Annotated in this window: 26 protein-coding genes, 1 tRNA gene and 2 pseudogenes; 18 read left to right on the plus strand and 11 right to left on the minus strand. The window is 58.9% G+C overall.

Annotated elements, in window-relative coordinates; genetic code table 11:
• Positions 1-33: 33 nt before the first annotated feature.
• From AC0L8G_RS16265 to AC0L8G_RS16310, 10 genes and pseudogenes are all read left to right on the plus strand, one after another.
• Positions 34-222 (plus strand): hypothetical protein, encoded by a 189-nt coding sequence (locus tag AC0L8G_RS16265; protein ID WP_473385214.1) that lies wholly within the window; start codon positions 34-36, stop codon positions 220-222.
• 357 nt (positions 223-579) lie between these two features.
• A pseudogene (locus AC0L8G_RS16270) lies at positions 580-1,410 on the plus strand (DEAD/DEAH box helicase); the annotation flags it as partial.
• 310 nt (positions 1,411-1,720) lie between these two features.
• A pseudogene (gene infA, locus AC0L8G_RS16275) lies at positions 1,721-2,003 on the plus strand (translation initiation factor IF-1).
• Between the two features lie 271 nt (positions 2,004-2,274).
• Positions 2,275-3,063, plus strand: a complete 789-nt coding sequence (gene speB / locus AC0L8G_RS16280; RefSeq protein WP_473385215.1) for an agmatinase — start codon at positions 2,275-2,277, stop codon at positions 3,061-3,063.
• Positions 3,064-3,159: 96 nt separating this feature from the next.
• Positions 3,160-4,026, plus strand: a complete 867-nt coding sequence (locus AC0L8G_RS16285) for an RnfABCDGE type electron transport complex subunit D (RefSeq protein ID WP_473385216.1) — start codon at positions 3,160-3,162, stop codon at positions 4,024-4,026.
• Between the two features lie 15 nt (positions 4,027-4,041).
• Positions 4,042-5,442 carry a DUF2330 domain-containing protein gene (locus AC0L8G_RS16290; RefSeq protein WP_473385217.1) on the plus strand — a complete coding sequence of 467 codons (1,401 nt, stop codon included), beginning with the start codon at positions 4,042-4,044 and terminating at the stop codon, positions 5,440-5,442.
• A gap of 46 nt (positions 5,443-5,488) precedes the next feature.
• Positions 5,489-6,043, plus strand: a complete 555-nt coding sequence (pgsA, locus tag AC0L8G_RS16295; RefSeq protein ID WP_473385218.1) for a CDP-diacylglycerol--glycerol-3-phosphate 3-phosphatidyltransferase — start codon at positions 5,489-5,491, stop codon at positions 6,041-6,043.
• Positions 6,040-6,738 (plus strand): response regulator, encoded by a 699-nt coding sequence (locus tag AC0L8G_RS16300; protein WP_473385219.1) that lies wholly within the window; start codon positions 6,040-6,042, stop codon positions 6,736-6,738. The genes pgsA and AC0L8G_RS16300 overlap by 4 nt, the downstream gene beginning before the upstream one ends.
• A gap of 5 nt (positions 6,739-6,743) precedes the next feature.
• Positions 6,744-8,054 (plus strand): ATP-binding protein, encoded by a 1,311-nt coding sequence (locus AC0L8G_RS16305; RefSeq protein ID WP_473385220.1) that lies wholly within the window; start codon positions 6,744-6,746, stop codon positions 8,052-8,054.
• Between the two features lie 97 nt (positions 8,055-8,151).
• The gene (locus tag AC0L8G_RS16310; protein WP_473385221.1) at positions 8,152-8,730 is read left to right on the plus strand and encodes a hypothetical protein; all 579 of its coding nucleotides are present in this window, start codon (positions 8,152-8,154) and stop codon (positions 8,728-8,730) included.
• Here the strand turns inward: AC0L8G_RS16310 and proC are convergent.
• The 3 genes from proC to AC0L8G_RS16325 all read right to left on the minus strand — a co-directional run bounded on the left by proC (position 8,727) and on the right by AC0L8G_RS16325 (position 10,447).
• Entirely contained in the window at positions 8,727-9,536 is an 810-nt protein-coding gene (proC, locus tag AC0L8G_RS16315; RefSeq protein WP_473385222.1) for a pyrroline-5-carboxylate reductase, read from the minus strand. The two genes, AC0L8G_RS16310 and proC, sit on opposite strands and share 4 nt — an antisense overlap.
• A 44-nt stretch (positions 9,537-9,580) precedes the next feature.
• On the minus strand, positions 9,581-10,084 hold the full coding sequence (locus AC0L8G_RS16320) for a type III secretion system chaperone family protein (protein ID WP_473385223.1): 504 nt from the start codon (positions 10,082-10,084) through the stop codon (positions 9,581-9,583).
• Positions 10,085-10,189: 105 nt separating this feature from the next.
• Positions 10,190-10,447, minus strand: coding sequence for an accessory factor UbiK family protein (locus AC0L8G_RS16325; protein ID WP_473385224.1), 258 nt, complete (start codon positions 10,445-10,447; stop codon positions 10,190-10,192).
• 107 nt (positions 10,448-10,554) lie between these two features.
• On the opposite strand from AC0L8G_RS16325, the gene lgt reads away from it, so the two are divergent.
• From lgt to AC0L8G_RS16345, 4 genes are all read left to right on the plus strand, one after another.
• Positions 10,555-11,427: a prolipoprotein diacylglyceryl transferase gene (gene lgt / locus AC0L8G_RS16330; RefSeq protein ID WP_473385225.1), complete on the plus strand. Its 873-nt coding sequence runs from the start codon at positions 10,555-10,557 to the stop codon at positions 11,425-11,427.
• Complete coding sequence (locus tag AC0L8G_RS16335) at positions 11,424-12,533, plus strand: class I SAM-dependent methyltransferase (RefSeq protein WP_473385226.1); 1,110 nt, start codon at positions 11,424-11,426, stop codon at positions 12,531-12,533. The genes lgt and AC0L8G_RS16335 overlap by 4 nt, the downstream gene beginning before the upstream one ends.
• A complete protein-coding gene (gene pgeF, locus AC0L8G_RS16340) occupies positions 12,530-13,324 on the plus strand; it encodes a peptidoglycan editing factor PgeF (protein ID WP_473385227.1) in 795 nt (264 codons plus the stop codon). Before AC0L8G_RS16335 ends, pgeF begins: the two co-directional genes overlap by 4 nt.
• Positions 13,325-13,412: 88 nt before the next feature.
• Positions 13,413-14,357, plus strand: a complete 945-nt coding sequence (locus AC0L8G_RS16345) for a ribose-phosphate pyrophosphokinase (RefSeq protein WP_473385228.1) — start codon at positions 13,413-13,415, stop codon at positions 14,355-14,357.
• Positions 14,358-14,386: 29 nt separating this feature from the next.
• Here AC0L8G_RS16345 and AC0L8G_RS16350 read toward each other — a convergent pair whose 3' ends face one another.
• The 5 genes from AC0L8G_RS16350 to AC0L8G_RS16370 all read right to left on the minus strand — a co-directional run bounded on the left by AC0L8G_RS16350 (position 14,387) and on the right by AC0L8G_RS16370 (position 18,604).
• Positions 14,387-14,764, minus strand: a complete 378-nt coding sequence (locus tag AC0L8G_RS16350) for a VOC family protein (protein WP_473385229.1) — start codon at positions 14,762-14,764, stop codon at positions 14,387-14,389.
• Between the two features lie 145 nt (positions 14,765-14,909).
• Positions 14,910-15,815: a 30S ribosomal protein S6--L-glutamate ligase gene (gene rimK / locus AC0L8G_RS16355; RefSeq protein WP_473385230.1), complete on the minus strand. Its 906-nt coding sequence runs from the start codon at positions 15,813-15,815 to the stop codon at positions 14,910-14,912.
• 12 nt (positions 15,816-15,827) lie between these two features.
• Positions 15,828-16,301 (minus strand): ATP-dependent zinc protease family protein, encoded by a 474-nt coding sequence (locus AC0L8G_RS16360; protein WP_473385231.1) that lies wholly within the window; start codon positions 16,299-16,301, stop codon positions 15,828-15,830.
• 1 nt (position 16,302) lies between these two features.
• A complete protein-coding gene (locus tag AC0L8G_RS16365; RefSeq protein ID WP_473385232.1) occupies positions 16,303-17,427 on the minus strand; it encodes a CaiB/BaiF CoA transferase family protein in 1,125 nt (374 codons plus the stop codon).
• A gap of 88 nt (positions 17,428-17,515) precedes the next feature.
• The gene (locus AC0L8G_RS16370) at positions 17,516-18,604 is read right to left on the minus strand and encodes a PAS domain S-box protein (protein ID WP_473385233.1); all 1,089 of its coding nucleotides are present in this window, start codon (positions 18,602-18,604) and stop codon (positions 17,516-17,518) included.
• Between the two features lie 299 nt (positions 18,605-18,903).
• Between AC0L8G_RS16370 and AC0L8G_RS16375 the strand changes: the two genes are divergently transcribed.
• Together AC0L8G_RS16375 and AC0L8G_RS16380 are read left to right on the plus strand one after the other, a co-directional pair.
• Positions 18,904-20,112 carry a pyridoxal phosphate-dependent aminotransferase gene (locus tag AC0L8G_RS16375; RefSeq protein WP_473385234.1) on the plus strand — a complete coding sequence of 403 codons (1,209 nt, stop codon included), beginning with the start codon at positions 18,904-18,906 and terminating at the stop codon, positions 20,110-20,112.
• A gap of 129 nt (positions 20,113-20,241) precedes the next feature.
• A complete protein-coding gene (locus tag AC0L8G_RS16380; RefSeq protein ID WP_473385235.1) occupies positions 20,242-20,715 on the plus strand; it encodes a Dps family protein in 474 nt (157 codons plus the stop codon).
• 161 nt (positions 20,716-20,876) lie between these two features.
• Here the strand turns inward: AC0L8G_RS16380 and AC0L8G_RS16385 are convergent.
• Positions 20,877-20,952, minus strand: a tRNA-Thr gene (locus AC0L8G_RS16385).
• Between the two features lie 78 nt (positions 20,953-21,030).
• Here AC0L8G_RS16385 and AC0L8G_RS16390 point away from each other — a divergent pair.
• Positions 21,031-21,474: a c-type cytochrome gene (locus AC0L8G_RS16390; RefSeq protein ID WP_473385236.1), complete on the plus strand. Its 444-nt coding sequence runs from the start codon at positions 21,031-21,033 to the stop codon at positions 21,472-21,474.
• A gap of 15 nt (positions 21,475-21,489) precedes the next feature.
• Here AC0L8G_RS16390 and AC0L8G_RS16395 read toward each other — a convergent pair whose 3' ends face one another.
• Together AC0L8G_RS16395 and egtB are read right to left on the minus strand one after the other, a co-directional pair.
• Positions 21,490-22,323, minus strand: a complete 834-nt coding sequence (locus AC0L8G_RS16395; protein WP_473385237.1) for a class II aldolase/adducin family protein — start codon at positions 22,321-22,323, stop codon at positions 21,490-21,492.
• Positions 22,324-22,391: 68 nt separating this feature from the next.
• Positions 22,392-23,678 (minus strand): ergothioneine biosynthesis protein EgtB, encoded by a 1,287-nt coding sequence (gene egtB, locus AC0L8G_RS16400; RefSeq protein WP_473388896.1) that lies wholly within the window; start codon positions 23,676-23,678, stop codon positions 22,392-22,394.
• A gap of 116 nt (positions 23,679-23,794) precedes the next feature.
• Here egtB and AC0L8G_RS16405 point away from each other — a divergent pair, with 116 nt between their 5' ends.
• Complete coding sequence (locus AC0L8G_RS16405; protein ID WP_473385238.1) at positions 23,795-24,553, plus strand: NAD kinase; 759 nt, start codon at positions 23,795-23,797, stop codon at positions 24,551-24,553.
• Positions 24,554-24,613 lie beyond the last annotated feature (60 nt).

Raw genomic sequence — 24,613 nt, forward strand, 5'->3', positions numbered from 1 at the left:
CCAACGCCCGCTCAAAGCAAGGCATTTCGGCAAGTGGATGCGAAAGCAGCCGTCGCTGAAGTTGAAAAAGAAAAGCGCGATACGCTGCGCAAAACCGCCAAACTGCGCGAATTGCGCCTCGCCAAAGAGGCCGAAGAACGCGCCGTCGAGGCTGAAAAGCCAAAAAAGGCCGCAAAAACGCCGAGAAAACGCGGCCTGCCCGAGTTCGAGCGGGAGCGTTAAGCCGCTTCTCGCCCGTGTTAAGACTTTACGTCCACGGACGAAGCCGGGCTGCAGCCAAGATTTTGCTTGCTTTTTCGCATGTGCAACCCATATAAGCCGCTCGTGGCGCGTGTAAGCGGATCAAAGTCCCGCCTAGCCCCTTCATCCTGACATAAAGAGCGCCCTGGCACGCGGGTTCTCAAAGAACCTCTAGCGTTTCCGCGCATTTTTTGTGCCGAGCGCGGAAAGATTATTTTGACCAGTTTTACCGAACTCGGCCTTTCAAAGCCGATCCTCGCAGCGCTTGCGCGCGAAGGACATACAGCAGCAACGCCAATTCAGGCAGCGGCGATTCCGCAAATCCTGAAGGGCCGCGACTTGCTCGGCATCGCCCAGACCGGCACCGGCAAGACGGCGGCGTTCGCGCTGCCGATCCTGCAGCACCTCGCCGACAATCGCCAAAGGACAAACGCCCGCGAATGTCGCGCGCTGATCCTGGCGCCGACGCGCGAGCTCGCGCTGCAGGTGCAAGACCGTTTCAAGGCCTATGGCGCCGCTCAGGGCCTCTCTACCGGCCTCGTCATTGGCGGCGTCGCCTTTGGCAAACAACGCGCCATGCTTAATCGCGGCGTCGATATTCTCGTCGCCACGCCCGGCCGCCTGAAAGACGTGATGGACAAGGGCGCACTGAAATTGACAGGCGTTGAATATTTCGTCCTCGACGAAGTCGATCAAATGCTGGACCTCGGCTTCATTCACTCAATTCGTGAAGTCGCAGCGAAGCTTCCAGAAAAACGCCAGAACATTTTCTTCTCAGCGACAATGCCGCCGGCGATCGCAAAACTCGCAGGCAGCCTGCTCTCCAACCCGGCGCGCGTCGAGATAGAAGCAGCCAAACCGCTGAAAATCGACCAAAGCGTGCTCTTCGTCGAAAAACCGCACAAAGCGGCGACCTTGATCGCCTTTGTGAAAAAGCCGGAATTTGCGCGCGGGCTGGTTTTCACCCGCACCAAGCACGGCGCAGACAAGCTCGTGCGTGCGCTGAATGCTGCAGGTTCGCCTGCTCATGCAATCCACGGCAACCGCTCACAAGTTCAACGCGAAAGAGCGCTGGATGCATTCCGTCGCGGCAAAACCCGCATTCTCGTTGCAACGGATATTGCAGCGCGCGGCATTGATGTGCGCGACGTCACCCATGTGGTGAATTACGACCTGCCGAATACGCCGGAAACCTATACGCACCGCATCGGCAGAACCGGCCGCGCGGGCGCCACTGGCATTGCGGTCTCCTTCTGCTCCGGCGAAGAACGCCCTTTCCTGCGCGCGATCGAAAAGCTGACGCGCCAGACCATGCCCGTGGAAGGCGGCGGCGAACGCCCCGAATTCCACAAACCTGCAAATCAAAATCGCAAAAATCAAAACCGGCAGCGGCCAGCCGCCGGCGGACCGTCAAAACGGTCTGGAAAACCCCAAACTGACCGTCGCGCCCATGAAGGCGGCGGCAAGAAAGGCGAATCAAATGGCGAAAGAGGAACTGATCGAGTTCGACGGCGTCGTCACCGAGGCTCTTCCGGACGGAAACTTTCGAGGTCAAGCTGGATAACGAGCACATGGTTCTCGCCTATGCTGGCGGCAAGATGCGCAAGAACCGCATCAAGACGCTGGCGGGCGACCGGGTGACGATCGAAATGTCCGGATACGACCTGACCAAGGGCCGTATTACCTTCCGGCACAAGCCAGAGGGTTCGGGCCCGCCATCCGTCAAACGCCAGAGCTCCTTCAAATCACGAGGACGGAGATGAGCAAAGAAGCTGCTGAACTCTCGCCGCGCGATAAGATCGCTGCGCTTTCGGACGCCAAGCTTCAGGCTCTGGCCTTTCGGGCATGGCGGTCGACGCAAAGCAAAAACAAAACGAAACAAGCGCGCGCCATTCGGTTGGCCCCCTTGTTTCGGGCTGAACTGAAGCTGCGCAAGCTCGCCAACGGCTGAACCACACACAAGCATACCGATGCTGCGCGAGCGCTTGACCATGGCATGGACAAGCCTCGTGCGCCGGCGCTAATCTCGCGCCCATGCCGGTCACCCTTCACGGTTTTCCCTGGGACGCAAGTTCCTCTTATGCCCGCGGGCCAGCGCTGGCGCCCGCCATTATTCGCGCATCTCTGTTTTCCGAAGCATCGAGCCCCTATTCGCTTTCCGGCATCGACGCGCGACAAGCCATTTCCCAATTTGATTTCGGCGATCTGCCGATAGAGGGCACAGCGGCGCGCACGGCGATCAGCGCCCGCATTACTGCATCACTTGACGCAGGCCAGAAGCCCTTGAGCCTGGGCGGCGATCATTCGGTGAGTTATCCGATTTTGCGCGCCATGAAGGAAAAGCATGGCCCGCTGAACATTCTGCATGTCGATGCGCATACGGATCTTTACCAGGAGTTCGAAGGCGATCCCTACTCTCACGCATGCCCGTTTGCCCGCGCCATTGAAGATGGCTGCGTCGGCGCCCTCATTCAGGTCGGCTTGCGTTCCATTTCGCCAGATTGCCGCGCCTTCGGCGAAAAACACGGCGTCGTCATGCTGGGCGCGGACGAAGTTGACGCTATCCCCTTTCAACGCCTTCAGGCGCCGGTTTACGTCTCTATAGACCTCGACGGGCTTGATCCGGCCTTCGCGCCGGGGGTGTCCCATCCTGAACCCGGCGGACTGTCGACGCGCGACGTGATTTCGATCCTGAAGCATTTGCCGGAAGCGCCTGTGGGCGCTGATATTGTCGAGCTCAATCCGGAGCGCGACATCAATATGATGACGGCGCAGGTCGCCGGGCGGCTGGTGAAGGAGCTTGCCGGGATGATGGCGGGCTGACGCGCCCACAAACCATCCAACCGGCGCCCCGTTTCCGCCTTAGTCCTGCGCTCTTTTACGGCTGGGCGAGGTCAGCGCGAACCGGATGGCGGGATTATGAAGGGCTTGTTGAAAGACCCGAGGCACTACCAGATCGCGACCCTGTCTGCGCTCCTCGCCTTTGGCGTCACAACCCGCGCCTTCGATATTTCGCCGCTCCAGATCGCCGCCATTCTTGTCACCGCCCTCAGCGTGCAGTTTCTTGGCTCGTTCATGACGGCGATCCGCTTCGAACCGCGCAGCGCATTGATCACAACCCTTTCGCTATCGCTTCTGTTGCGCGCTGACGCGCTCGCGCCGCTGATGATCGCTGCGGCGCTCGCCATCGGGTCGAAATTCACGCTCCGGCTTTACGGTAAGCATGTTTTCAATCCGGCGAATGTCGGCATTGTCGCGCTGCTCATCCTGTCGGCGACCATCATGCCCGATGCCGCCTGGACGACGCCGGGCCAATGGGGAACCGCGCTTTGGCTCGCCGCAGCGCTGGCCGGCGCCGGCATGCTCGTCACCTATCGCGCGGCGCGGATAGACGTGCCGCTGATCTTTCTTGGAACTTATGCGTTCTTGATCATCGCTCGCGCGCTGTGGCTCGGCGATCCGCTGGCGATCCCCTTGCTGCGCCTGCAAAATGGCGCGCTCATTCTGTTCGCCTTCTTCATGATCTCCGATCCGAAAACGACCCCGGACGGCGCCATAGCGCGCAGCGTGTTCGCCGCCGGCGCCGCGCTTATCGCTTACGTGCTCGGCTATCATTTCTACATGTCCGACGGAATTTTCATCGCGCTGGCGGCCATGTGTCTGATCCGCCCGCTGCTCGAAGCGTTTGACCCGGCGCCGCATTACCGCTGGGGCGATCCTGTGAAACCGCCGCCTTTCCTGAAGCGTCTGGCCCCATCGAGGGTCCATCCTTTTCCCGCCGAATAGATGGAGAAAATATCCATGACGAGATCCAGAAATCGTTCCTTGAGAAAAACGCTATTCGCCGCCGTATCCGCGACTGCAGCATTAGCACTCACCGGCGGCGCCGTCGCCTTTTGCGGATTTTACGTCGCGAAAGCCGACACCAAACTATTCAACAAGGCGTCGAAGGTCGCGATCATGCGCGATGGCGAGCGCACCGTCATCACCATGGCCAATGACTTTCAGGGCGAGCTCAATGAATTTGCGATCGTCATCCCCGTGCCGGTAGTGCTGGAGGAAGGCCAGATCCATGTCACAGACAATGCGATCCTCGATCATATCGACGCCTATACGGCGCCGCGCCTGGTCGAATATTTCGATGAAGATCCCTGCCGGACTTATTATCGCGAAGAACTGGCGATGGCTGCGCCAATGGCGGACGAGACCATTGTCGTAACAGCCAGCAAGCAGAACAGCTACGGCGTCACCATAGAGGCGGAATACACCGTCGGCGAATATGACATTCAGATCCTCTCCGCCGATCAGTCAGACGGCCTCGCGCAATGGCTAACCGATAACGGCTACAACCTGCCGAAAGGCGCGGAAGCAACGCTGGGCAGCTACATCAAGCAAGGCACGAAGTTTTTCGTCGCCAAGGTCAATCTCGAAGAACAAGCGCAGACGGGTCTGAAATATCTGCGGCCGCTTCAGGTCGCGTTTGAATCGCCGAAATTCCAGTTGCCCATCCGCCTCGGCACGGTGAACGCCGAAGGCAAGCAGGAATTGTTCGTTTTCGCCCTCACCCGTTCCGGCCGTATTGAAACCACCAATTACCGCACGGTGAAGCTTCCTACGGGCATGGATATACCGCTTTTCGTCAAAGATGAGTTCGGCAGTTTTTATAAATCCATGTTCCATGAACAGGTCGAAAAGGAAAATGGCCGCGCCGTCTTCCTCGAATATGCCTGGGACATGGCCTGGTGCGACCCCTGCGCCGCCGACCCGCTTTCACAACAGGAACTGCGCGAACTCGGGGTGTACTGGCTTGATGGCGTGGGAAGCGGCAATGGCGTTTTGCCGCGACGCCCGTCGCCAGGCGGCGCGCAGGATGTTTTCGTCACGCGTCTGCATGTTTCCTATGACGCAGAGCATTTTCCGGAAGATCTGATCTTCAAGGAAACCGGCGACCGGTCAAACTATCAGGGCCGCTATGTCTTGCGCCACCCTTATAAGGGCGACGCGACTTGCGACGCCGGACAGGCTTACCGCGCCGAACTGCCCAAGCGTTTCGAAGCCGAAGCGCAAACCCTCGCGACCCTCACAGGCTGGGACATTGACGACATACGAGGCAAAATGAGCGCTGCAGACCAGAGCTTTGATCCGCCAAAACCGGAACCCTGGTGGAAGCGCCTGTGGGGCGGCGACAAGAAGGAAGGCTGAGCCGCGCAGACTAGCCTCGCGCCGCGGACCGGCTTATCTTCCGGTCATGGCCAATCTCATCACGCTTGCGCGCATGGCGCTTATCATTCCGTTCGTCATCGCGTTTCTCGCCAATGCGCCATGGAACATGACTGTCGCGCTGGCGATATTCATCATTGCCTCGCTGACCGACTTTGTTGACGGCTGGGTCGCCCGCGCGCGCGGCGAAACCAGCGCGCTCGGCGCCGCGCTTGACCCGATCGCCGACAAGCTGCTGATCGCCGCTGCATTTATTTTGCTGGTGCGAAATGGCGTTATTGTCGGCGCCGGCGTCATCGCCGTCATTGTGATCATCCTGCGCGAACTTCTGGTTAGCGGATTGCGGGAAGCGTTAAGCGCACAGCAAAAAACGCTTGCAGTCACCACCCTCGCCAAATGGAAAACCACTGCACAACTCGTCGCCGCCGGATTGTTGTTGGCCGCCGCGCCTACCGGGATAATCGGCGAGCCGCTGCGCCCCGTCGCCAGCGCCGCCCTGTGGATCGCGACGGTGATGACCTTCTGGACCGGCGCTGAATATTCCTTGCGCGCAGCGACCCTTTTGCGGACGCCGCAACAGTGAACCCCGTACAGACCATTGCTGAGGGCGCCGCGCATCTGCTGATCGTTGACGATGATGATCGCATACGAACCTTGCTCAAACGCTATCTGAGCGAAAATGGTTTCCGCACGTCGGTCGCCGGCAATGCAAAGGAAGCACGCGCATTAATGGCGTCTGTCGACTTTGACCTGCTCATTCTCGATGTGATGATGCCTGGCGAAACCGGCTTCGCCCTGACAAAATCGGTGCGCGCTGCATCGAATGTTCCGATCTTGCTGCTCACCGCGCGCGGCCTGCCCGAAGACCGCATTGAGGGTCTGGAGATGGGCGCCGACGATTATCTGTCAAAGCCGTTTGAACCGCGCGAGTTGCTGCTTCGCGTCAACGCCTTGTTGCGGCGCGCCGGAACCGCGAGCCCTGACAAGCGTGAAGTCAAGTTTGGCGTCTGCACATTTTCGCTCGGACGCAGCGAGTTGCGCAAAAACGGCGACCTTGTCCGGCTCACCGCCGGAGAGGCGTCGCTGTTGAAAGCACTTGCGCAAAAGCCCCGTGACGCCATCAGCCGCGAAGCGCTTGCGGAACAGACCGCCGCCGGCATGGAGCGCTCAGTGGATGTGCAGGTGACGCGGCTGCGCAAAAAAATCGAAGAAGACCCGCGCGCGCCGATCTATCTCCAGACTGTACGCGGCATCGGCTACGCGCTGATGACGGATTAGCGCCGATGTTTCGCCGGTATCTTCCCAAAAGCCTTTATGCGCGCGTCACGTTGATCGTGATCTTGCCGATCTTTCTGACCCAGGCGCTCGTCACCTATATTTTCTTCGCCCGTCACTGGGACCATGTCACCGCCAATCTTTCCGAAAGCGTCGCCGGGCAAATCGCCATGGTGACGCGGTTGTATAATGAGGCGGACAGCCTCGCCGAACGCGATGCGATCGCCGCCATGACGTTCAACGATCTGAAAATGCGCGTCACTTACGACCCGGAAGCAGAAATTCCTTCCGCAAACCTCCTTGCGCGCTTCAATGTCTATAACGCGACCCTGGACCGGCGCCTGAAAAATACGCTCGACGGACCGTACTGGCTCAATACGCAAAGCTGGCCGCAGGATGTTGAAATACGCGTCGCGATGAATGAAGGCGCGCTGGTGTTTTTCGCCCGCCGTGACCGGGTCTTCGCCACCACAGGCCGTATTTTCCTGTTCTGGCTCGCCGGTACATCGGTGCTGCTGGGCATCGTCGCGATCATTTTCATGCGCAACCAGGTGCGTTCGATTTTGCGCCTCGCCGACGCGGCGGCGGCCTTCGGGCGCGGACGCGATGCGCCGGACTACCGCCCTGCCGGTGCGACCGAAGTGCGAAAAGCCGGCTACGCCTTCATCGCCATGCGCGAGCGCATCAAACGTCACCTGGAGCAGCGCACGGCCATGCTTGCAGGCATCAGCCACGACCTCAGAACGCCGCTGACCCGCATCAAGCTGGCGCTCGCCATGCAGGAAGACAGCGAGGAGATGGAAGCCATTCGCAAGGACGCGACCGAGATGGAACGGATGATCCAGGCCTATCTCGACTTTGCGAGCAATGAGGCGGCGGATGAAGATCCCGAGATTTTCCGCCTTGGCGAACTCATCCGGGAAATCGCCGGGGACGCAAAACGCAGCGGACGGGAGATTACGGTGAACGCTCCTGCTCCGATCAACATCGAGGCCCGGCGCAGCGCACTCAAACGCGCAATCGGCAATCTCGCCAATAACAGCCTGCGCTATGCCGATCATGTCTGGATCAGCACACGCCGGTCCAACCGCTATATTGAAATCATCGTTGAAGATGACGGCCCGGGCATTGACCCGGCGCGCTATGAAGATGTCTTCAAGCCGTTTACGCGTCTCGATGAGGCGCGTAACCAGAATGAAAGCGGCGTCGGCATGGGATTGACGATCGTGCGCGATGTCGCGCGCGCCCATGGCGGAGAAGTCACGCTGGAAAAATCTGACGAGGGCGGACTGAAAGCCACCATGCGCCTGCCGATCTAGTTCGGGCGATAGTCTCCGGCGCGCTCTGGACCTTGGCGCCCTGTTTTCCTAAGCTCATCGTCCATGCCTTCTCATCCATTCAAATTCGCGGCGATACATGACTCTGGAAAACGATATTTTGATGAAGCAAATCGATCTTCTGAACGAAGAGCGATTGCGCCGAAGCCGCCAACAATTTGAATGCGTGCGGATGAATCTGATCAGCGTCGGCGTCGTATCGGTGTCAGGCATTTACAGCGTTGTCGGTGCGAGCACAGACACGCTTGACGCCGTCAGCAACAACGCATCGATAATTTTCGCGATGATGGTTGTCCTGACCACAATCTCGGCGACGCTATTTCTGTTTTGGGTTGATGACGCGATCACCATTGCCGGGATCGACAGGTTTTTGCGGACCAAGGAAAAATCCGTCGACACGCATGGGGACCTGTACTGGTATGAATATCGGGCGCAGTTGAATTTGACCCGCTATTTCCAGGTCAAAAAATGGATTTTCAATTTTGCGATTTTTTTCGCATTTCTTTGCCCGCCTTTACTTTGCGGCATTTTCATTACGATGCTTGAACTTATCCATATTCCGCTATGGCTGTTGCTTGTGGGCGGCGCGTTCTGCGTCGTCTTTCTCATCACGCCCCTATGGATCTGGCGCAACTTCACAAAGCGGCTATATGGTTAGCTTGTCAGTTCGCCGGCGCGTTTGGCCGCTGCGGCGACAGCCTGGTTGACCAGTTTTCGCATTGCTTCACTTTCGCCATCGAAAACCTTTAACGCAGCTTCAGTCGTGCCGCCTGGCGACGTGACCGCCTTGCGCATCGCGCTCGGCTCGCGCGCATCCGCATCCATCATTGCGCCGGAGCCCGCCAATGTCGCGCGCGCCAGCGCGGCGGCGGCGTCTTTTTCCAGCCCCAACGCAGCGCCCGCTTCCGCCAGCGCTTCGGTCAGCAGAAAATAATAGGCGGGGCCGGACCCGGAAATCGCCGTGACGAAATCGATCTCCTGTTCTGTCCGCACCCAGACGGTCTGGCCAACCGCCTGCATCAGCGTATCGGCGAGATCTCTGCCTTCGGTGGACACCGCATCTGGCGCGAAAAGGCCTGAAACGCCCTTGCCGATAGCGGCGGGAAGGTTGGGCATCACCCGCACCACCCGGTCGGCGCCGCCCAGTCCCGCTGAAATGCTCGCAATGCTTTTGCCGGCCATGACCGAGATCGCAAGCGCGTTCTTCGCCAGATAGGCGTATTTTGGCAGCACAAGGTCAGCCATTTGCGGCTTTACCGAGACCACCATGACATCGAATTGCTCGCTGGCGGAATTCAATTCTACGCTGGAAGCGCCGCACAGCGCTTTCATATCTTCGCTTGGTGACGGATCGAAAATGGCCGACCGCGAAGGAGAAATCGAGCCAGCGGCGAGCCAGCCTTTCAACAAAGAGCCGCCCATGGCGCCCGCGCCGATCAATGCAACAGAAGGTTTTTCAGTCATGCAGACAGACTAGCGCGTTTATGCGCGGTTGGAAACGCGTCCGCTCAAGCGTTGCCCGCTGTCTCAAACAGAGATGCTTTCAATGCGTCGTCGGGCTTCTTGCCGCCCCAGATGAAAAAGTTGAAAGCAGGATAAAAACGATCCACCGCCTCGCTTGCCGCCCGCAGCAACGCCTCCCCCTGAATGCTGTCGAGACCGCCTTCTGCGGTAAGCAACGCGGCATTGCGATAAACGATCGAATGATCTTCAGCCCACAAATCGAAATGCCCGATCCATAGACGCTCATTCACCATCACCACCAGCCGGCTCGCCTCATCGAGGCGGCCTGCGGGCGCTTTCAGGTCGAGCGGCGCGCCCATTTGCAATGTCGCCAGTTCCGGGCGCCAGGTGAACCACAATCCGATATCGCGCCATACGCCGGGCAACATCACATGGAGTTCATGTTCGCCCGCGCGCTCCATATCGAATTCAAGTCCGGCCGCAGCAGCTTCAAGCGCTTTCAGCGGATTGGCGATTTGCTTTGGCTTGCGGATCAACTCGATGGACATCTGCGCCCCTTTTCCCGATTTGCGCGACTAAATTCAGCCGCTTGCAACCCGCATGTCGCTGCGATTCGGGACGCCGAGAAATGATCTCGATTTAGTTGGTTTTCCTCAAAGCCTTGGGGGAATTAACGATTCTTCCAGCGCCTCGATGCGGGCTTTGAGCGCATCATTTTCTTCGCGGGCGATTCGGGCCATTTCCTTCACCGCATCGAACTCCTCGCGGCTGACCACTTCCATATCGGCCAGAAGGCGCTGCAGGCGGCTGCGCATCACTGTTTCCGCTTCACGCCGGACGCCGTCCGCCGCGCCGGCGGCCTCGGTCATCAGCTTTGCAATTTCATCGAAAATAGCGTTCTGGGTCTGCATATGAAGCTCCTTCAAGACCCCAATATAGGAACAATGTGCGCAGGGCGACAGGGGCGCCAAAGCGCGCTATTGAGACGCACAATCATGCCAGCCACGCAGAGCCCGAAATGAGCCTTCCTTACCCCAATATCGACCCCGTCGCGCTGCAGATCGGCCCTTTGCCGCTGCGATGGTATTCGCTGGCCTATATTGGCGGGCTCACCGTCGGCTGGTGGTATCTGTCCCGGCTTTTGAAGAATTCATCGATCTGGAACAAGAATGGCGCCCCGATCACACGCCTGCTGCTCGATGATGTGATTTTCTGGGTCGCGATCGGGGTCATGGCGGGCGGTCGCCTCGGCTATGTGTTCTTTTACGAACCGTCTTTGATTTTTGAGCCGTGGGAAAAGGTTCTCGGCTTTTTGCCATTGCCGCCGCTGCTAATGATGTGGAAAGGCGGCATGTCCTTCCATGGCGGGCTGATCGGCGTGACCGCTGTCGGCTTTTTCTTTTCACGCAAGCACAAGCTGAACGCCCTGTCGCTGGGCGATCTGTTCGCCTGCGCCGCGCCGATCGGACTTTTCTTCGGAAGGATCGCCAATTTCATCAATGCTGAACTTTACGGGCGGCCATGGGACGGCCCCTGGTCGATGGTGTTCCCGAGCGATCCGGATGGCCTCGCCCGTCATCCGAGCCAGCTCTATGAGGCCGCATTGGAAGGCGTTCTGCTTTTTATCGTTGTGCGCATCGCGACCCATAGATTCGGATTGTTGAAACGTCCCGGCGCAACGATTGGATTGTTTCTCTCCGGCTATGCCATCTCGCGCATTATCGTTGAGAATTTCCGCCAACCAGACGACATTGCGACGCTCCCTGATTTTCCCTTTGGCCTGACCATGGGGATGGTCCTGTCCCTGCCAATGCTGGCGCTGGGATTGTGGCTGGTCTGGCGCACAATGCGCGCGGCGAAAAAACCAACCACGAAAAAGGCTGAAGCATGAACGACGAGGCGCCAGAAACGACGCCCCTGGAAGAACGCCTGATCGACCTCATCAAACTGAAAGGGCCGATCACGATTGCGGACTTCATGACCGACGCGCTCGGCCATCCGCATGAAGGCTATTACATGCAGGCAACGCCAATCGGCGCTGAGGGCGACTTCACAACCGCGCCCGAGATCAGTCAGATTTTCGGCGAACTGATCGGCATGTGGCTGGTCGAGGCGTGGCAACAGATGGGCGCGCCCGCGAGCTTTAACCTGATCGAGCTTGGCCCGGGCCGCGGCGTGCTGATGGAAGATGTGTTGCGCGCGGCGCGGTTGCGTCCGGCCTTTGCGAAAGCTGCGCAAGTCTGGCTGCTCGAAAGCTCCGGGCGGTTGCGTCTTGAACAACAAAAGCGGCTAAAGGCGACAGAGATCAAACCGCTCTGGGCCGATGAATATGCAGACATTCCGCCCGCGCCGTCTCTCATTATCGCCAATGAATTTTTCGACTGCCTGCCGATCCGCCAGTTCGAACGCATTAAAACGGGTTGGCGCGAAAGGCTGGTCGGGCTCAACGAGGCCGGCGACCATCTCGCCTTTAAGCTCGGCCGTACGCCGCCGCCGCCAGAATATAATTTGCCCGATATTGATGAAACGTCGGAAGGCGACATTTTTGAAATATCATTCGAAGCCAAAAAATTCACCGCCGATATTTGCGCGACACTGAAGACCCATGGCGGCTATGCGCTGATCATTGATTACGGACATATGCAGCGGGGATTTGGCGACACGCTTCAGGCTGTTCGCCGCCACAAATACTGGCCGCCCCTCGCCTCGCCCGGCCGCGCCGACCTGACCGCCCATGTGGACTTCGAATTGTTGGCGAGCGCCGCCATCGAAGCCGGTGTCGCCGCTCATGGCCCGGTTCCCCAAGGCAAATTTCTTGACCGGCTCGGTCTCGCCCTGCGAGTTGAAGCCCTGTGCCGGGGCCAGAGTCCGGAAAAGGCCAAAGAGATCCAATCCGGCGCAACGCGAATCGCCTCCTCGGCCGCTATGGGCGAAATCTTCAAAGCGCTTTGCCTCGCAGCGCCCGACCTTCCTGCACCAGCGGGCTTTGAAACATGACGACGGCGCAGCGAAACTCTCCGCCTTACCTGGTTTCGCCGCTGCTTGATCTGCCGGGGATTTCGCACGGGTTTTTCAGCCGCGATGGCGGCGTTTCCCCCGCACCCTATGCGACGCTCAATACCGGGCCGGGCTCGGGCGATGCACCGGAAAATGTCGCCGAGAACCGGCGCCGCTGCGCAGATGCGCTTGGCGTCCAGCCGGACCGCTTGCTGTCAGGCTATCAGGTTCACTCCCCCGATGTGCGCGTGATTGAAGCGCCCTGGGCGCAGGGTCCGGAAAAAGTCGACGGCATGGTCACCCAAATCCCCGGCCTCGCCCTCGGCGTGCTGGCGGCGGATTGCATGCCCTTCCTGTTCGCCGACCCGCAAGCGCGGATCATCGGGGCGGCGCATGCCGGATGGCGCGGCGCGCTGGCTGGCGTGCTGGAAAACACTGTCGCCGCGATGACAAAGCTCGGCGCCGATCCGGGACGCATCCGTGCCGCAGTCGGCCCCTGCCTGCGCCAGCCGAATTTCGAAGTCGGGCTCGACCTCGTGGAAACATTCACCAACAAATACCCGGAAGCACAACGCTTTTTCGGTCCCGGCCAGACCCACGAAAAGCGCCAGCTCGACCTGGTTGCGTTCGGACGCTGGCGGTTAGCGCAATCAGGAATCACGACGCTTGACGATATCGGCTTGTGCACCCTTGACCAGCCGGGCCGGTTCTTCAGCTATCGCGCCATGCGCCGAAATGGCGAGGCTGACTATGGCCGCAATCTCTCGGCGATTGCGCTCAGCGCGAATTGAATCGAGAATCGCCGCGAATCCGGGTTGCGCATTCTTCAAGAAACCGTCATGAAACGCCCGCGCGGGGGCCACCTATAGGACGGATTTCATGAAACTAATCGCCGGCAACTCCAACCGACGGTTAAGCGACGCAATCGCACGCAAACTTTCATCGTCGCTTTCCAGAGCAGAAATCAAAACCTTCAAAGACGGTGAAGTCTTCGTTGAAATTCAGGAGAATGTCCGCGGCGAGGATGTGTTTGTCATCCAGTCGACCTCCTATCCCGCCAATGACAATCTGATGGAGCTGTTGATTACGATGGACGCGCTGACGCGCGCATCGGCAAGCCGCATCACTGCAGTCATTCCTTATTTTGGATACGCCCGCCAGGACCGCAAAGCCGGACCGCGCACGCCGATCTCTGCAAAGCTTGTCGCAAATCTGATCACCTCTGCAGGCGCCGACCGCGTTCTTACGGTTGACCTCCATGCCGGGCAAATTCAGGGCTTCTTCGACATTCCCACCGACAATCTATACGCGGTGAAGGAATTCGAAGTTCGTATTCGCGCATTGCATAATGGCGATCTCGGCCAGGTCACTGTCGTATCCCCGGATGTCGGCGGCGTGGTGCGCGCACGCGCGCTCGCCAAGCGCCTAGATGACCGCCCGCTCGCCATTGTCGACAAACGTCGCGAGGGACCGGGCCTTTCAGAAGTCATGAATATCATCGGCGAGGTCAAAGACCGCCATTGCGTGATCTTCGACGACATTGTCGATTCCGGCGGCACGCTTTGCAACGCCGCGCAGGCGCTGATGGACAAGGGTGCGAAATCGGTCACCGCCTGCATCACCCATGGCGTGCTTTCCGATCACGCCGAGCAGCGTGTGATGAAATCCGACGCGCTGACCCGCTTGATCATCACCGACTCGATCGAGGCGCGTCAGGGCGTGGCCGACTGCCCGAAAATCGAGCAGGTCTCGATCGCCAAGCTGCTTGCTGAAGCAATCCGGCGCATCGCCAACGAAGAATCCGTTTCCAGCCTGTTCGACTAAGCGCTTAGGGCGTTATGCCGTGAAGTCGCTCAGCCGGGATCTTTCCCGCCCGGCTGCCAGAGCTGAATCGGATGTCCCTCCGGGTCGAACAACTGCGCGAAACGGCCATTCGGATATTCTTCCGGATCGATCTCAACCTCGGTCCCATTGGCGCGCAATTGTTTCGCCATGGCGTCCAGATCACGGACGCGGAAATTCAACATCCACTGATTTCTCATATCGCCGAAATAGGTGGTGTCAGCTTTGAACGGCGCAAACACGGTTGTGCCGGCATTGGTGCGCCATGCGGGCTTGTCATAGTCGTCAGGCACCATCGTCACGCCGAGATTGTCTTCATACCATTGCGCGAGGCCGTCCGGGTCTTTCGCGCGGAAAAAGAACCCGCCAATGCCGTCAACTTTTTCCATGGTCCTCTCCTTCATTTTTTCCGAAGTGCATCATGACGAAAGCACGCACGCAAGCGTCCGCCGGTGGTAATCAATGGAATTCGCACGGTTTCACCCATATGGGTGACGCTTCGGACAAACCACGAGCGGCGATATCGGGTTTGGATTAGCCTTTTCCGCGAGTTTTTGTTTTTCCGGGCTTGGCGTTTTTCTCGATGAACTCGATCAATTGCCCGGCGACATCGATTCCCGTGGCTTTCTCCATGCCTTCCAGACCGGGCGAGGAATTGACTTCCATAACCACCGGCCCGTGATTGGAGCGCAGCATGTCAACGCCGCAAAAATTGAGGCCCATGGCTTTGGCGGCGCCGACCGCCGTCATGCGCTCTTGCGGCGTGATCTTCACCTTTTCGGCCGACCCGCCGCGATGGATGTTGGAGCGGAAATCCCCCTCCTTGCCCTTGCGCTTCATCGTCGCGACCACTTTATCGCCCAGGACGATGCAGCGGATATCCTCGCCGCCGGCTTCCTTGATGAATTCCTGCACCAGAATGTTGGTGTTCACGCCGCCAAACGCCTGAATGATCGACTCAGCGGCTTTTTGGGTTTCGCCTAGGACAACGCCGATGCCTTGCGTGCCTTCGAGCAGCTTGATGATAACCGGCGCGCCGCCGATCATATCGAGAATTTCGTCCGCCTGGCTGGTGCGGTGCGCAAAAACGGTCACCGGCAAACCGATGCCTTTGCGCGCCAGCAATTGCAGCGACCGCAATTTGTCGCGCGAACGGCTGATCGCGACGGACTCATTGACCGGATAGACGCCCATCATTTCGAACTGGCGCAGCACCGCAGTGCCGTAAAACGTAACCGACGCGCCAATGCGCGGGATGACGGCTTCGTAAAGCGGCAAATCTTCCCCGCGATACCGCACGCTGGGCCGATGCGAGGTGATATTGATATAGCACCGCAAATGGTCAACGACGTCGATTTCGTGCCCGCGCGCTTCGGCGGCCTCGACAATGCGCTTATGGGAATAGAGGTCCGCATTGCGGCACATCAAGGCAAGTTTCATGATTTTTGTCCTTCAGTCTTGCCGGTCGAGCAAATAAGAGGCGCCAGGATCGACCAGGAATTTTCGGCGTAGCGCATCCCGCCCCAGCAAGAGGCGAAAGCCCATGGCGTCCCGGTTCGTCAATGTCAAATCTATTTTGATCGTCCGGCCACCAAGACGCAAACGCGTTTCGATATAATATCGTTCCTCTTCCTGCCCATTTGAGCTGCGAATGGTGCGGCGGCCGGCTATCGGGGCGCGGCAGAACACCTGAGGATTTTTCCGCCTTTGCACCGGGTGGAGGTAAAACTCCACATGCTCAACGCCGTCCAGCATGGTTTCGCGTATCCGGAAGGCATGGATGGCCGATGACTTGGCGCCCGTGTCAATTTTTGCATTGACCCCCTTAACGTCGAAATCCGGCAGGTCCGCCCATTCCCGCCAGCCGATAAGCTGTTTTGGCCTTTTCGCAGTTTTGGCTTTCGTCTTCTCAGCGGGTTTCTTCATGCTAGAGAACCCCCGCATCGCGCCACTGGGCGATCAGGCGATCATCGACGCCGATTTCAGAGAGGATTTCTTCCGCATGCTGACCAGCAACAGGAATTGGTCCGGGGTCAGCGGGCGCGGCGCCGTCAAAGCGCGGCGCAGCAGCGGCCTGCAACACGCCGTCAATGTCGCGCAAAATATCACGCGAGCGTATATGCGGATGGTTCGCCGCCTCCGACGGGGCCAGCACCGGCGCAAAACAAACATCGGTTCCTTCAAACAGCGCCGACCATTGCTCCCTTGATTTGGCTTTAAATATCTCCGCGAACCGGGCCTTCAAGGCCGGCCATTTCGCCTTGTCATATTGCGCAGTGAATTCAGGGTCGCCTGACAGGCCTAACCGCTCCAGCAACTGCGCATAAAATTTCGGCTCAAGCGGACCGATGCTGATCCATCCGCCATCGGCGCATCGATAGGAACCGTAAAAATGCGCGCCATCCAACATGCTTTGCCCGCGCGCGTCGGGCATACCGCCTGCGGCGCGAACGGAATACAGCAAATTCATCATATGCGCCGCCCCGTCAATGATGGCGGCATCGACCACCGCGCCCTCGCCGCTTTCGCGCGCGCGCATGATCCCGGCGAGAATGCCGATTGCAAGGTAAAGAGCGCCACCGCCCACATCCCCGACAAGCGTCGGCGGCGGGACCGGCGCGGCGTCTTCCTCGCCCGCATACCATGCAGCGCCCGACAAGGACGCATAATTGAGGTCATGGCCTGCAGCATTCGCAAGCGGCCCGGTTTGGCCCCACCCGGTGAGCCGCCCATAGACCAGCTTCGCATTTCGCGCGCGTGCATCGTCCGGGCCGAGGCCAAGCCGCTCCATAACGCCGGGGCGAAGCCCTTCGATCAGCGCATCGGAATTGGCGATGATGTCGAGCGCGATCTGCCTCGCCTGGTCGTTTTTGAGGTCAAGCGCTATCGAACGTTTGCCGCGTTTGTAGATCGCGGCGCGCCCGGCGTCGGCGCCGCCCTTGCGCTCTATCAAGATCACGTCCGCCCCAAGATCAGCGAGCAGCATCCCGCAGAATGGCGCCGGGCCGAGGCCTTCAAATTCAACAATCCTGACGCCAGCGAGCATGCTCATTCATTACCTGTTGGCGCTGATGGAGATAGCGCGCGCGCCCAAGGCACTAATGCCCATGATTCCCGGCGAGACAAGCAGGAAGGACAGCCTATTCCGCTGCGTGGATATGGTGGCGGCGCCCGGCCTTTTCCGAGAGTTTTCCGCCGGCAAAGACAAACCCCTCGACACCCGGCACATAGAGCATGTTGGTCAACCGGCCGCTAAACGCGATATATTCGCCATCGGCGCAGCCGCGCATGCAAATATGGGGAAGCGCCATAACTTCGCCGAGCTGCGACAGCGCTTTTTCACCGACCGCCCGGAACAAGGGCATGTCGTCCGGATGAACAATCTCCTTGGTGGTCTTCCCCACCAACAAGGCCGACTGGGTGGCGAAGGCTTTTTCAGCGGACGGACTGGCGTAGGTTACGCGCCCTTGCGGTGAAAAAATCAGCGTGACGTCAAGCGACGACTCCACCAGCGCGCGGAACCGCTGCTCAGCCGTATGCGCATCATCGACGCGCCGGCGAAGCGCCGTGAGCAGCTTTTCGTTTTTCGTATGCAACAGGATCGACCGGTCGATCATCCGTTGCGTAACCATGGCGAGATATCCGGTGGAAACGCCGTAAAACACCACCGCCATCGCAATCAACAGACCGCTTTCATTCGCCGCCAGTGCATAAGTCACCGCCAGCGGCGTCAGCGCAGGAATGTTGAACGCCAGCACTGCGCGCCAGGAAGCGCCCGCTGATACAATCGCCGCCGCCGTCATGCCCGCGATAACGAATGGAAGAAATGCATGATCGATTGCACCGTGTACGGCGAATATGGGCGCGAGCGCGCCCCAGACCATGCCGTTTAACGCCATGAAGAAAACATGGAGCCTGGCGAAATTGGAAAGATGGCGCGCGCCGACGCCGCCCATCCGGTAGCGCAGCCATAAGCCGCCCCGTAATGCGGCAATCGCGATCACCGCGCCCGCCCAGGCAAACAGGACAGGATGTTCAACCGCGCGCCACGCGACGGCGACGGTAATCATCGCATTCATCGCGCTTGCCAGCACCGCGACCGGTGCTCCGCGGAACAAGAGCGCCGCGCGCTCTACTTTGATTTTGACCGCTTCGACCTGTGTCAGGCCTTTCAACCGAGCCTTACGGCTTGGAACTTTTGAAATTGCGGTCTGGAGTTCCGCAATCATAGGCTCTCCCATGTTCCCCCGCAGGTCTATGAAAACACAAAGCGGGACTTGCTCAAACCAAAAGTTGGGTGTTTTCAGCCCTTCAACTGCTTTTCCACAGATTTGCAAAAAATGGCCCAAATTCAGGGGTGTTAACGCCGAAAGCCGACCTGCCGCCTTAGATCGTTAACGAAACTAATCCAGTCCGTAGCCGGGCTGATGGCGGAACACCCAAGAAATCCGCCGCAATACCGAAAAGGGTTTGGCCGCACGCCGCGTTAAGGGTAAAGAGCCCCCGCAACTGTATAGAAGAATCCCAAATGTCTAGCTTTGAACCTTCCGCCGCCCTGTCCCGCGTCAAGCCATCACCGACGCTCGCCGCCACGCAAATGGCCCGCGACCTAAAGGCTGCTGGACGGGACGTGATTTCCCTCGGCGCCGGCGAGCCGGATTTCGATACGCCGGACTTCGTCAAGGAAGCCGCGATCAAGGCGATCCATGAGGGCAAGACCAAATACACCGCTGTTGACGGCATTCCCGAGTTGAAACAGGCGATCATCCAGAAATTCAAACGCGACAACGATCTCAGCTATGAGGCGAGCCAGATCAACGTCGCGCCGGGCGGCAAGGCCGTGCTCTATAACGCGCTGGTCGCCACCTTGAATCCGGGCGATGAAGTCATCATCCCCGCGCCCTATTGGGTCTCTTATCCGGACATGACTTATCTGGCCGGCGGCGAACCTGTCATCGTCGAAGCAACGGCGGAAAACAATTTCAAACTCACGCCGGAAGACCTTGAGCGGGCGATCACCCCGCGCACCAAATGGTTCATCTTCAACTCCCCGTCCAACCCGACCGGCGCCGCCTATACGCGCGACGAGGTCAAGGCGCTGACGGATGTGCTGCTGCGTCATCCGCATGTCTGGATCATGTCCGACGATATGTATGAGCATATCGTCTATGATGACTTCCAGTTCACAACCCCGGCGCAGGTCGAGCCGGCGCTCTATGACCGCACGCTGACAATCAACGGCGCCTCCAAGGCCTATGCTATGACCGGCTGGCGCCTTGGCTATGCGGGCGGACCGGCGCCGCTGATCAAGGCGATGTCGAAGGTCATGTCGCAATCAACCTCGAACCCGTGCTCCATCTCGCAATATGCATGCGTCGCCGCGTTGAATGGCGACCAGTCCTTTCTGGTCGAGCGCAATGCGGCGTTCAAAGAGCGCAGAAATCTCGTTGTCGATATGCTGAATGACGCGGAAGGCATTTCCTGCGCCAAACCGGAAGGCGCATTTTACGTCTATCCGTCCTGCGCGGGAACGATCGGCAAAACGACGCCCGGCGGCGTGAAAATCACAAATGATCAGGATTTCACCACCGAATTGCTGCAGGCCGAGGGCGTTTCGGCGGTGTTCGGCGCGGCATTTGGGCTCGCTCCCTTTTTCCGGGTCTCCTACGCAGCCTCGATTGAGGATATGCGCGAAGCCTGCACCCGGATTCAGCGGTTTACGGCATCTTTGAAATAGGAGCGCCAACAGCCCGGACCGCGCCGGTGTTCCATCGATAATTCCGAACAATCATTTTGATATAATCAATTTGATTGTTCGCGCAGCCATTCCTATGTGTGTATCGAAGCCGCTATACAAAGGAGAGATTTGATGAGCATCGATATTGGTATTGAAGAGAATGCGCGTAACGCAGTCGCCGTCGCCCTCAATGAAACGCTCGCCGACACCTACTCGCTTTACATGAAAACCCACGCCTACCACTGGAATGTGACCGGGCCGCAATTCCACACGCTGCACATCATGTTCGAAGAACAATATCGCGAAATGTGGGCGGCGCTTGATGAGATCGCCGAACGCGTCCGTGCGCTTGGCGTTTTCGCGCCGACCAGCGGCAAGCAACTCGCGGAGCTTTCTGCAATCGATAACGCCGACACTACCCCGCCTAAAGCCGACGCGATGGTGAACCGCCTCCTGGCGGATCATGAAATCCTGATCAAGCGCGCGCGCAAAGGCCTTGAGACTGCGGAAGAAGCCGGCGACGCCGCAAGCGCCGACCTTTTGACCGTGCGTATCCAGACGCATGAGAAAACCGCATGGATGCTGCGCGCTCTTACACAATAAACGCCGACGGTTTTTCTCTTCTGTATCTTTCGAGGGCTGGCCATGCGCCAGCCCTTTTTTCTTTTGCGGGCGCATATCGGAGCGCATGCAAGTCCGCCTCGGTTCCGCTCATGCAAAACGGAACGCCGCGACAATCTGACCTGAAGGATTTGAAGGAAGGATGGTGCCCCCAGTCCGATTCGAACGAACGACCTACTGATTACAAATCAGTTGCTCTACCAGCTGAGCTATAGGGGCACGGGGCGTCTCGATAACGGATTGGACGCCGCCTGACTAGGGGGTATAGAGGCTCAGTCAGTTTTCCGGAGCCTCCCCATGAAATATCCCTTCATTTTCGCCGCCGCCCTCATTCTCACCGCCTGCGGCGAAAAAGCAGAGAGCGCCAATGCGCCGGCCCCGGCGGCCTCTTCTGCAGCCCCCGCTGAGGCCGCCACCGTGGCTGAGGCTCCCGTGAGCCCGGAAGAACGCGGGCGCAAATTGTTTAACGAATGCGCTGTCTGCCACACGGTTAAAGAAGGGGACGCCCATCGGGTTGGCCCGAATCTGTTCGGCGTCGTCGGTCACACGGCGGGAACCCGTGACGGCTTCGCCTACTCAAAAGCAATGCGCGAGTCGGGCATCGTCTGGGATGACGAGACCCTCGGCAGCTTTATCGAAAACCCGCAAATGTTCCTGCGGGGCAACCGCATGGCCTATGCCGGCCAGCGCGACGCGGAAAAACGCGCCGCCATCATCGCCTATCTCAACACGCTGAAATAGGTCCCGGCCGGAAGGTTAAACGTCGTAGCCGGGATTGATCCGGTTCAGCCGGCGCAACAGTCCGGGCCAGGCGAGATTGTCGCCAAGGCCCGGAATAAAGGCGGGCGATCCCTGCATCATGACCTTGGCGCTCATCTCCGCGCTTTCTTCCAGCGGCGGCTTTAGATCCGACTGCGCGAGAATTTGCGACTTGCAGGCCTGCTCAAGAAAATACATGCGCAGGAACGCCGTCGCGCAATTGGCGCCGACCGTCAGCGTGCCGTGATTGCGCAGGATCATGAAATGATGGGCGCCCATATCCGCGACCAGACGTTCGCGTTCGTCATGGTCAAGCGCGATGCCCTCATAGCCGTGATAGGCGATGTCATCATGCACAACCATGGCGAATTGGGTGTAGCGTTTCAGCCCGTCCTGTTGGGCTGACACGGCGACGCCATAGGGCGTGTGCACATGGATCACCGCATGGGCGTCATCGCGCGCCATGTGGATCGCCGAGTGAATGGTGAAGCCCGCGGGATTTGAAAAATACGGCGTGTCGCCGACGACCTGGCCGCCCACATCCACTTTCAGCAAGGCCGACGCCGTCATTTCATCATAAAGGACGCCATAGGGGTTGAGCAGGAAACGCGGCTTGCCCCCTTCATCCGGGCAGCGCGCGGAAATATGCGTGAAGATAAGGTCGGTCCAGCCATAGATCGCCGCTAGCCGATAGGTCGCCGCCAAATCACAGCGCAAGCGCCATTCCTCGTCGCTGACCTTGCCTTTCAAAGATGGCAGGCTCAACGGATCGGGTATGTCGAAACCCGGCGCCTTATCGATCCCTTGAAATCCTTTTTCCTGCGCGCTCATGATCCGGTCTCCTCGCCTTTTTCTCAGGTGATTTTAGAAGATTAGGCCGCTGCGCGCCATGACCCAGATCAGTTAATATCCTTTGCGAGACGGAAACCCGAATACTGCCAGCGCGCAGAAGGCGGGAAAAAATTGCGATAGGACGCACGGATGTGACCGGCCGGCGTCGCGCAGGATCCGCCTTTCAGCACCATCTGACCCGACATGAACTTGCCATTATATTCGCCGACTGCGCCGTCCGCGACGGCGAATCCCGGATAGGGCAGATAGGCGCTGGCGGTCCATTCCCAGACATCGCCGAAAAGCTGCAACAGGCTGTCATCGCTCGGCAACGGCGCGGGCGCCGGCGCACGCGGGACGCCGCGCTCCATAAACCGCCCCTCAACCGGGAAAAGCGACGCCGCCGCCTCCCATTCATACTCGGTCGGCAATCGCGCCCCCGCCCAGGCGGCGTAAGCGGCCGCTTCGTAATGGCTCACATGGCAAACCGGGGCATGCGGATCAATTTTCTTTTCACCGAATAATGAATATTGCCGCCACTCGCCATCAATGTTGCGCCAGTAAAGCGGCGCGCGCCAGCGCTCGGCGCGGACCATATCCCAACCATCGGAAAGCCAGTGATCAGGCGTGTCATAGCCGCCGTCTTCCATGAATTCGATGAACTCCCCATTCGTCACTGGCCTGTTCGCCAATTCGAAAGGGTGAAGATAAATCTTGTGACGCGGGCCTTCATTATCGAAGGCGAAATCACCGCCCGCCCATCCGATGTCGCAGACGCCGCCTTCCATCCGGCGCCAAGTCGTCGACGGAGCGTTTACCGCATCAACGCCCCTCGCCTCTTCATAGATCGCGGGCTTCAGCGCATTGAACGACATTGCATGCTGCAAATCGGTGAGCAGCAATTCCTGATGCTGCTCCTCATGAGCGCAACCAAGCGCCATCAGCCCTGCGACCGCCGCCAGCGCATCCTCGTCCGCCTTTTCCAGAAACGCCGTCAACGCCTCATTCACATGCCTGCGATATGCATAGACAGTCTCCAGCGTCGGACGGGAGACAAGGCCGCGAAACGGACGGGGATGCATCTCCCCGACCTGATTGTAGTAGGAATTGAAGAGAAATCCGAAATGTGGGTCGAATGGCTCATATCCGGGGGCGTGGGGAGCGAGAATGAAGGTCTCAAAGAACCAGCTGGTATGGGCGAGGTTCCATTTCACAGGGCTCGCCGCCTCCATCGACTGCACCATGCAATCCTCAGGACTCAAGGGCTGGGCTAGCGCCTCGCTCGCGCCCCTGACGCGCGCGAAAGTTTCGCGTATAGTCTTGGCGGAATAGGGTACAGGCAGGTCCAGGGGCATAAGCGTCAATGAAGTTTTTCGGTCATCGCAAGACAGAGCGCATCATAACCCGAACACGAGGGGATGATGCAACATTGTCTGCCTCCATGATGGGCGCCTCTCTCAATGCCCATGACATGAAACTGTGTTTTTTCGCCAGCGACAAACCGGTCGCGCAAGAAACGGAAAAAGAGCTTAAAAAGCGATACGGCAATCACCCGGTCGAGGACTGCGATGTCATTGTCGCGATTGGCGGCGACGGGTTCATGCTCGACGTCCTGCGTGCGCATATGACTGCAGGCAAGCCAATATACGGCTTTAATCGCGGCACTGTCGGCTTCATGATGAATGATGCAGACGCCGGAGGGTTGAAGGAAAGAATAGCTGACGCCGAACCGACCGTAATCTATCCGCTGGTCATGAAGGCGACGACCATTGACGGGCGAACCGAAACTGCGATGGCGATAAATGAAGTTTCACTTTTTCGCGAGACCCGCCAGTCAGCGCGCATCAGAATTTCAATCAACGGCAAAGTGCGGATGGAAAGCCTGACCTGCGACGGGGTGCTGCTTGCAACGCCGGCGGGCTCCACCGCGTATAATTTGTCCGCGCATGGCCCTATCCTGCCGATCAGCGCGCATATGCTTGCGCTGACGCCGATCAGCGCCTTCCGCCCAAGACGCTGGCGCGGCGCGCTTTTGCCCTTCGATGCGGTCGTAACGTTTGAAGCTCTTGAAAGCGAAAAGCGGCCCGTCTCCGGCGTTGCCGACAATCAGGAAGTGCGCGATGTCGCCAAAGTGGAAGCGTGGGAGAATCGCGATATCGCCATGACGCTGCTGTTCGATCGCGGGCAGTCTCTGGATGAACGCATCCTGAGCGAACAGTTTGACTATTGAGGCCGACCCGGCGGCCCGACCAATTCTTAGCTGATCCCTTATCCCCAAGGGCTAACTAAC

The sequence above is a fragment of the Hyphococcus sp. D3-15 genome, from assembly GCF_055809375.1.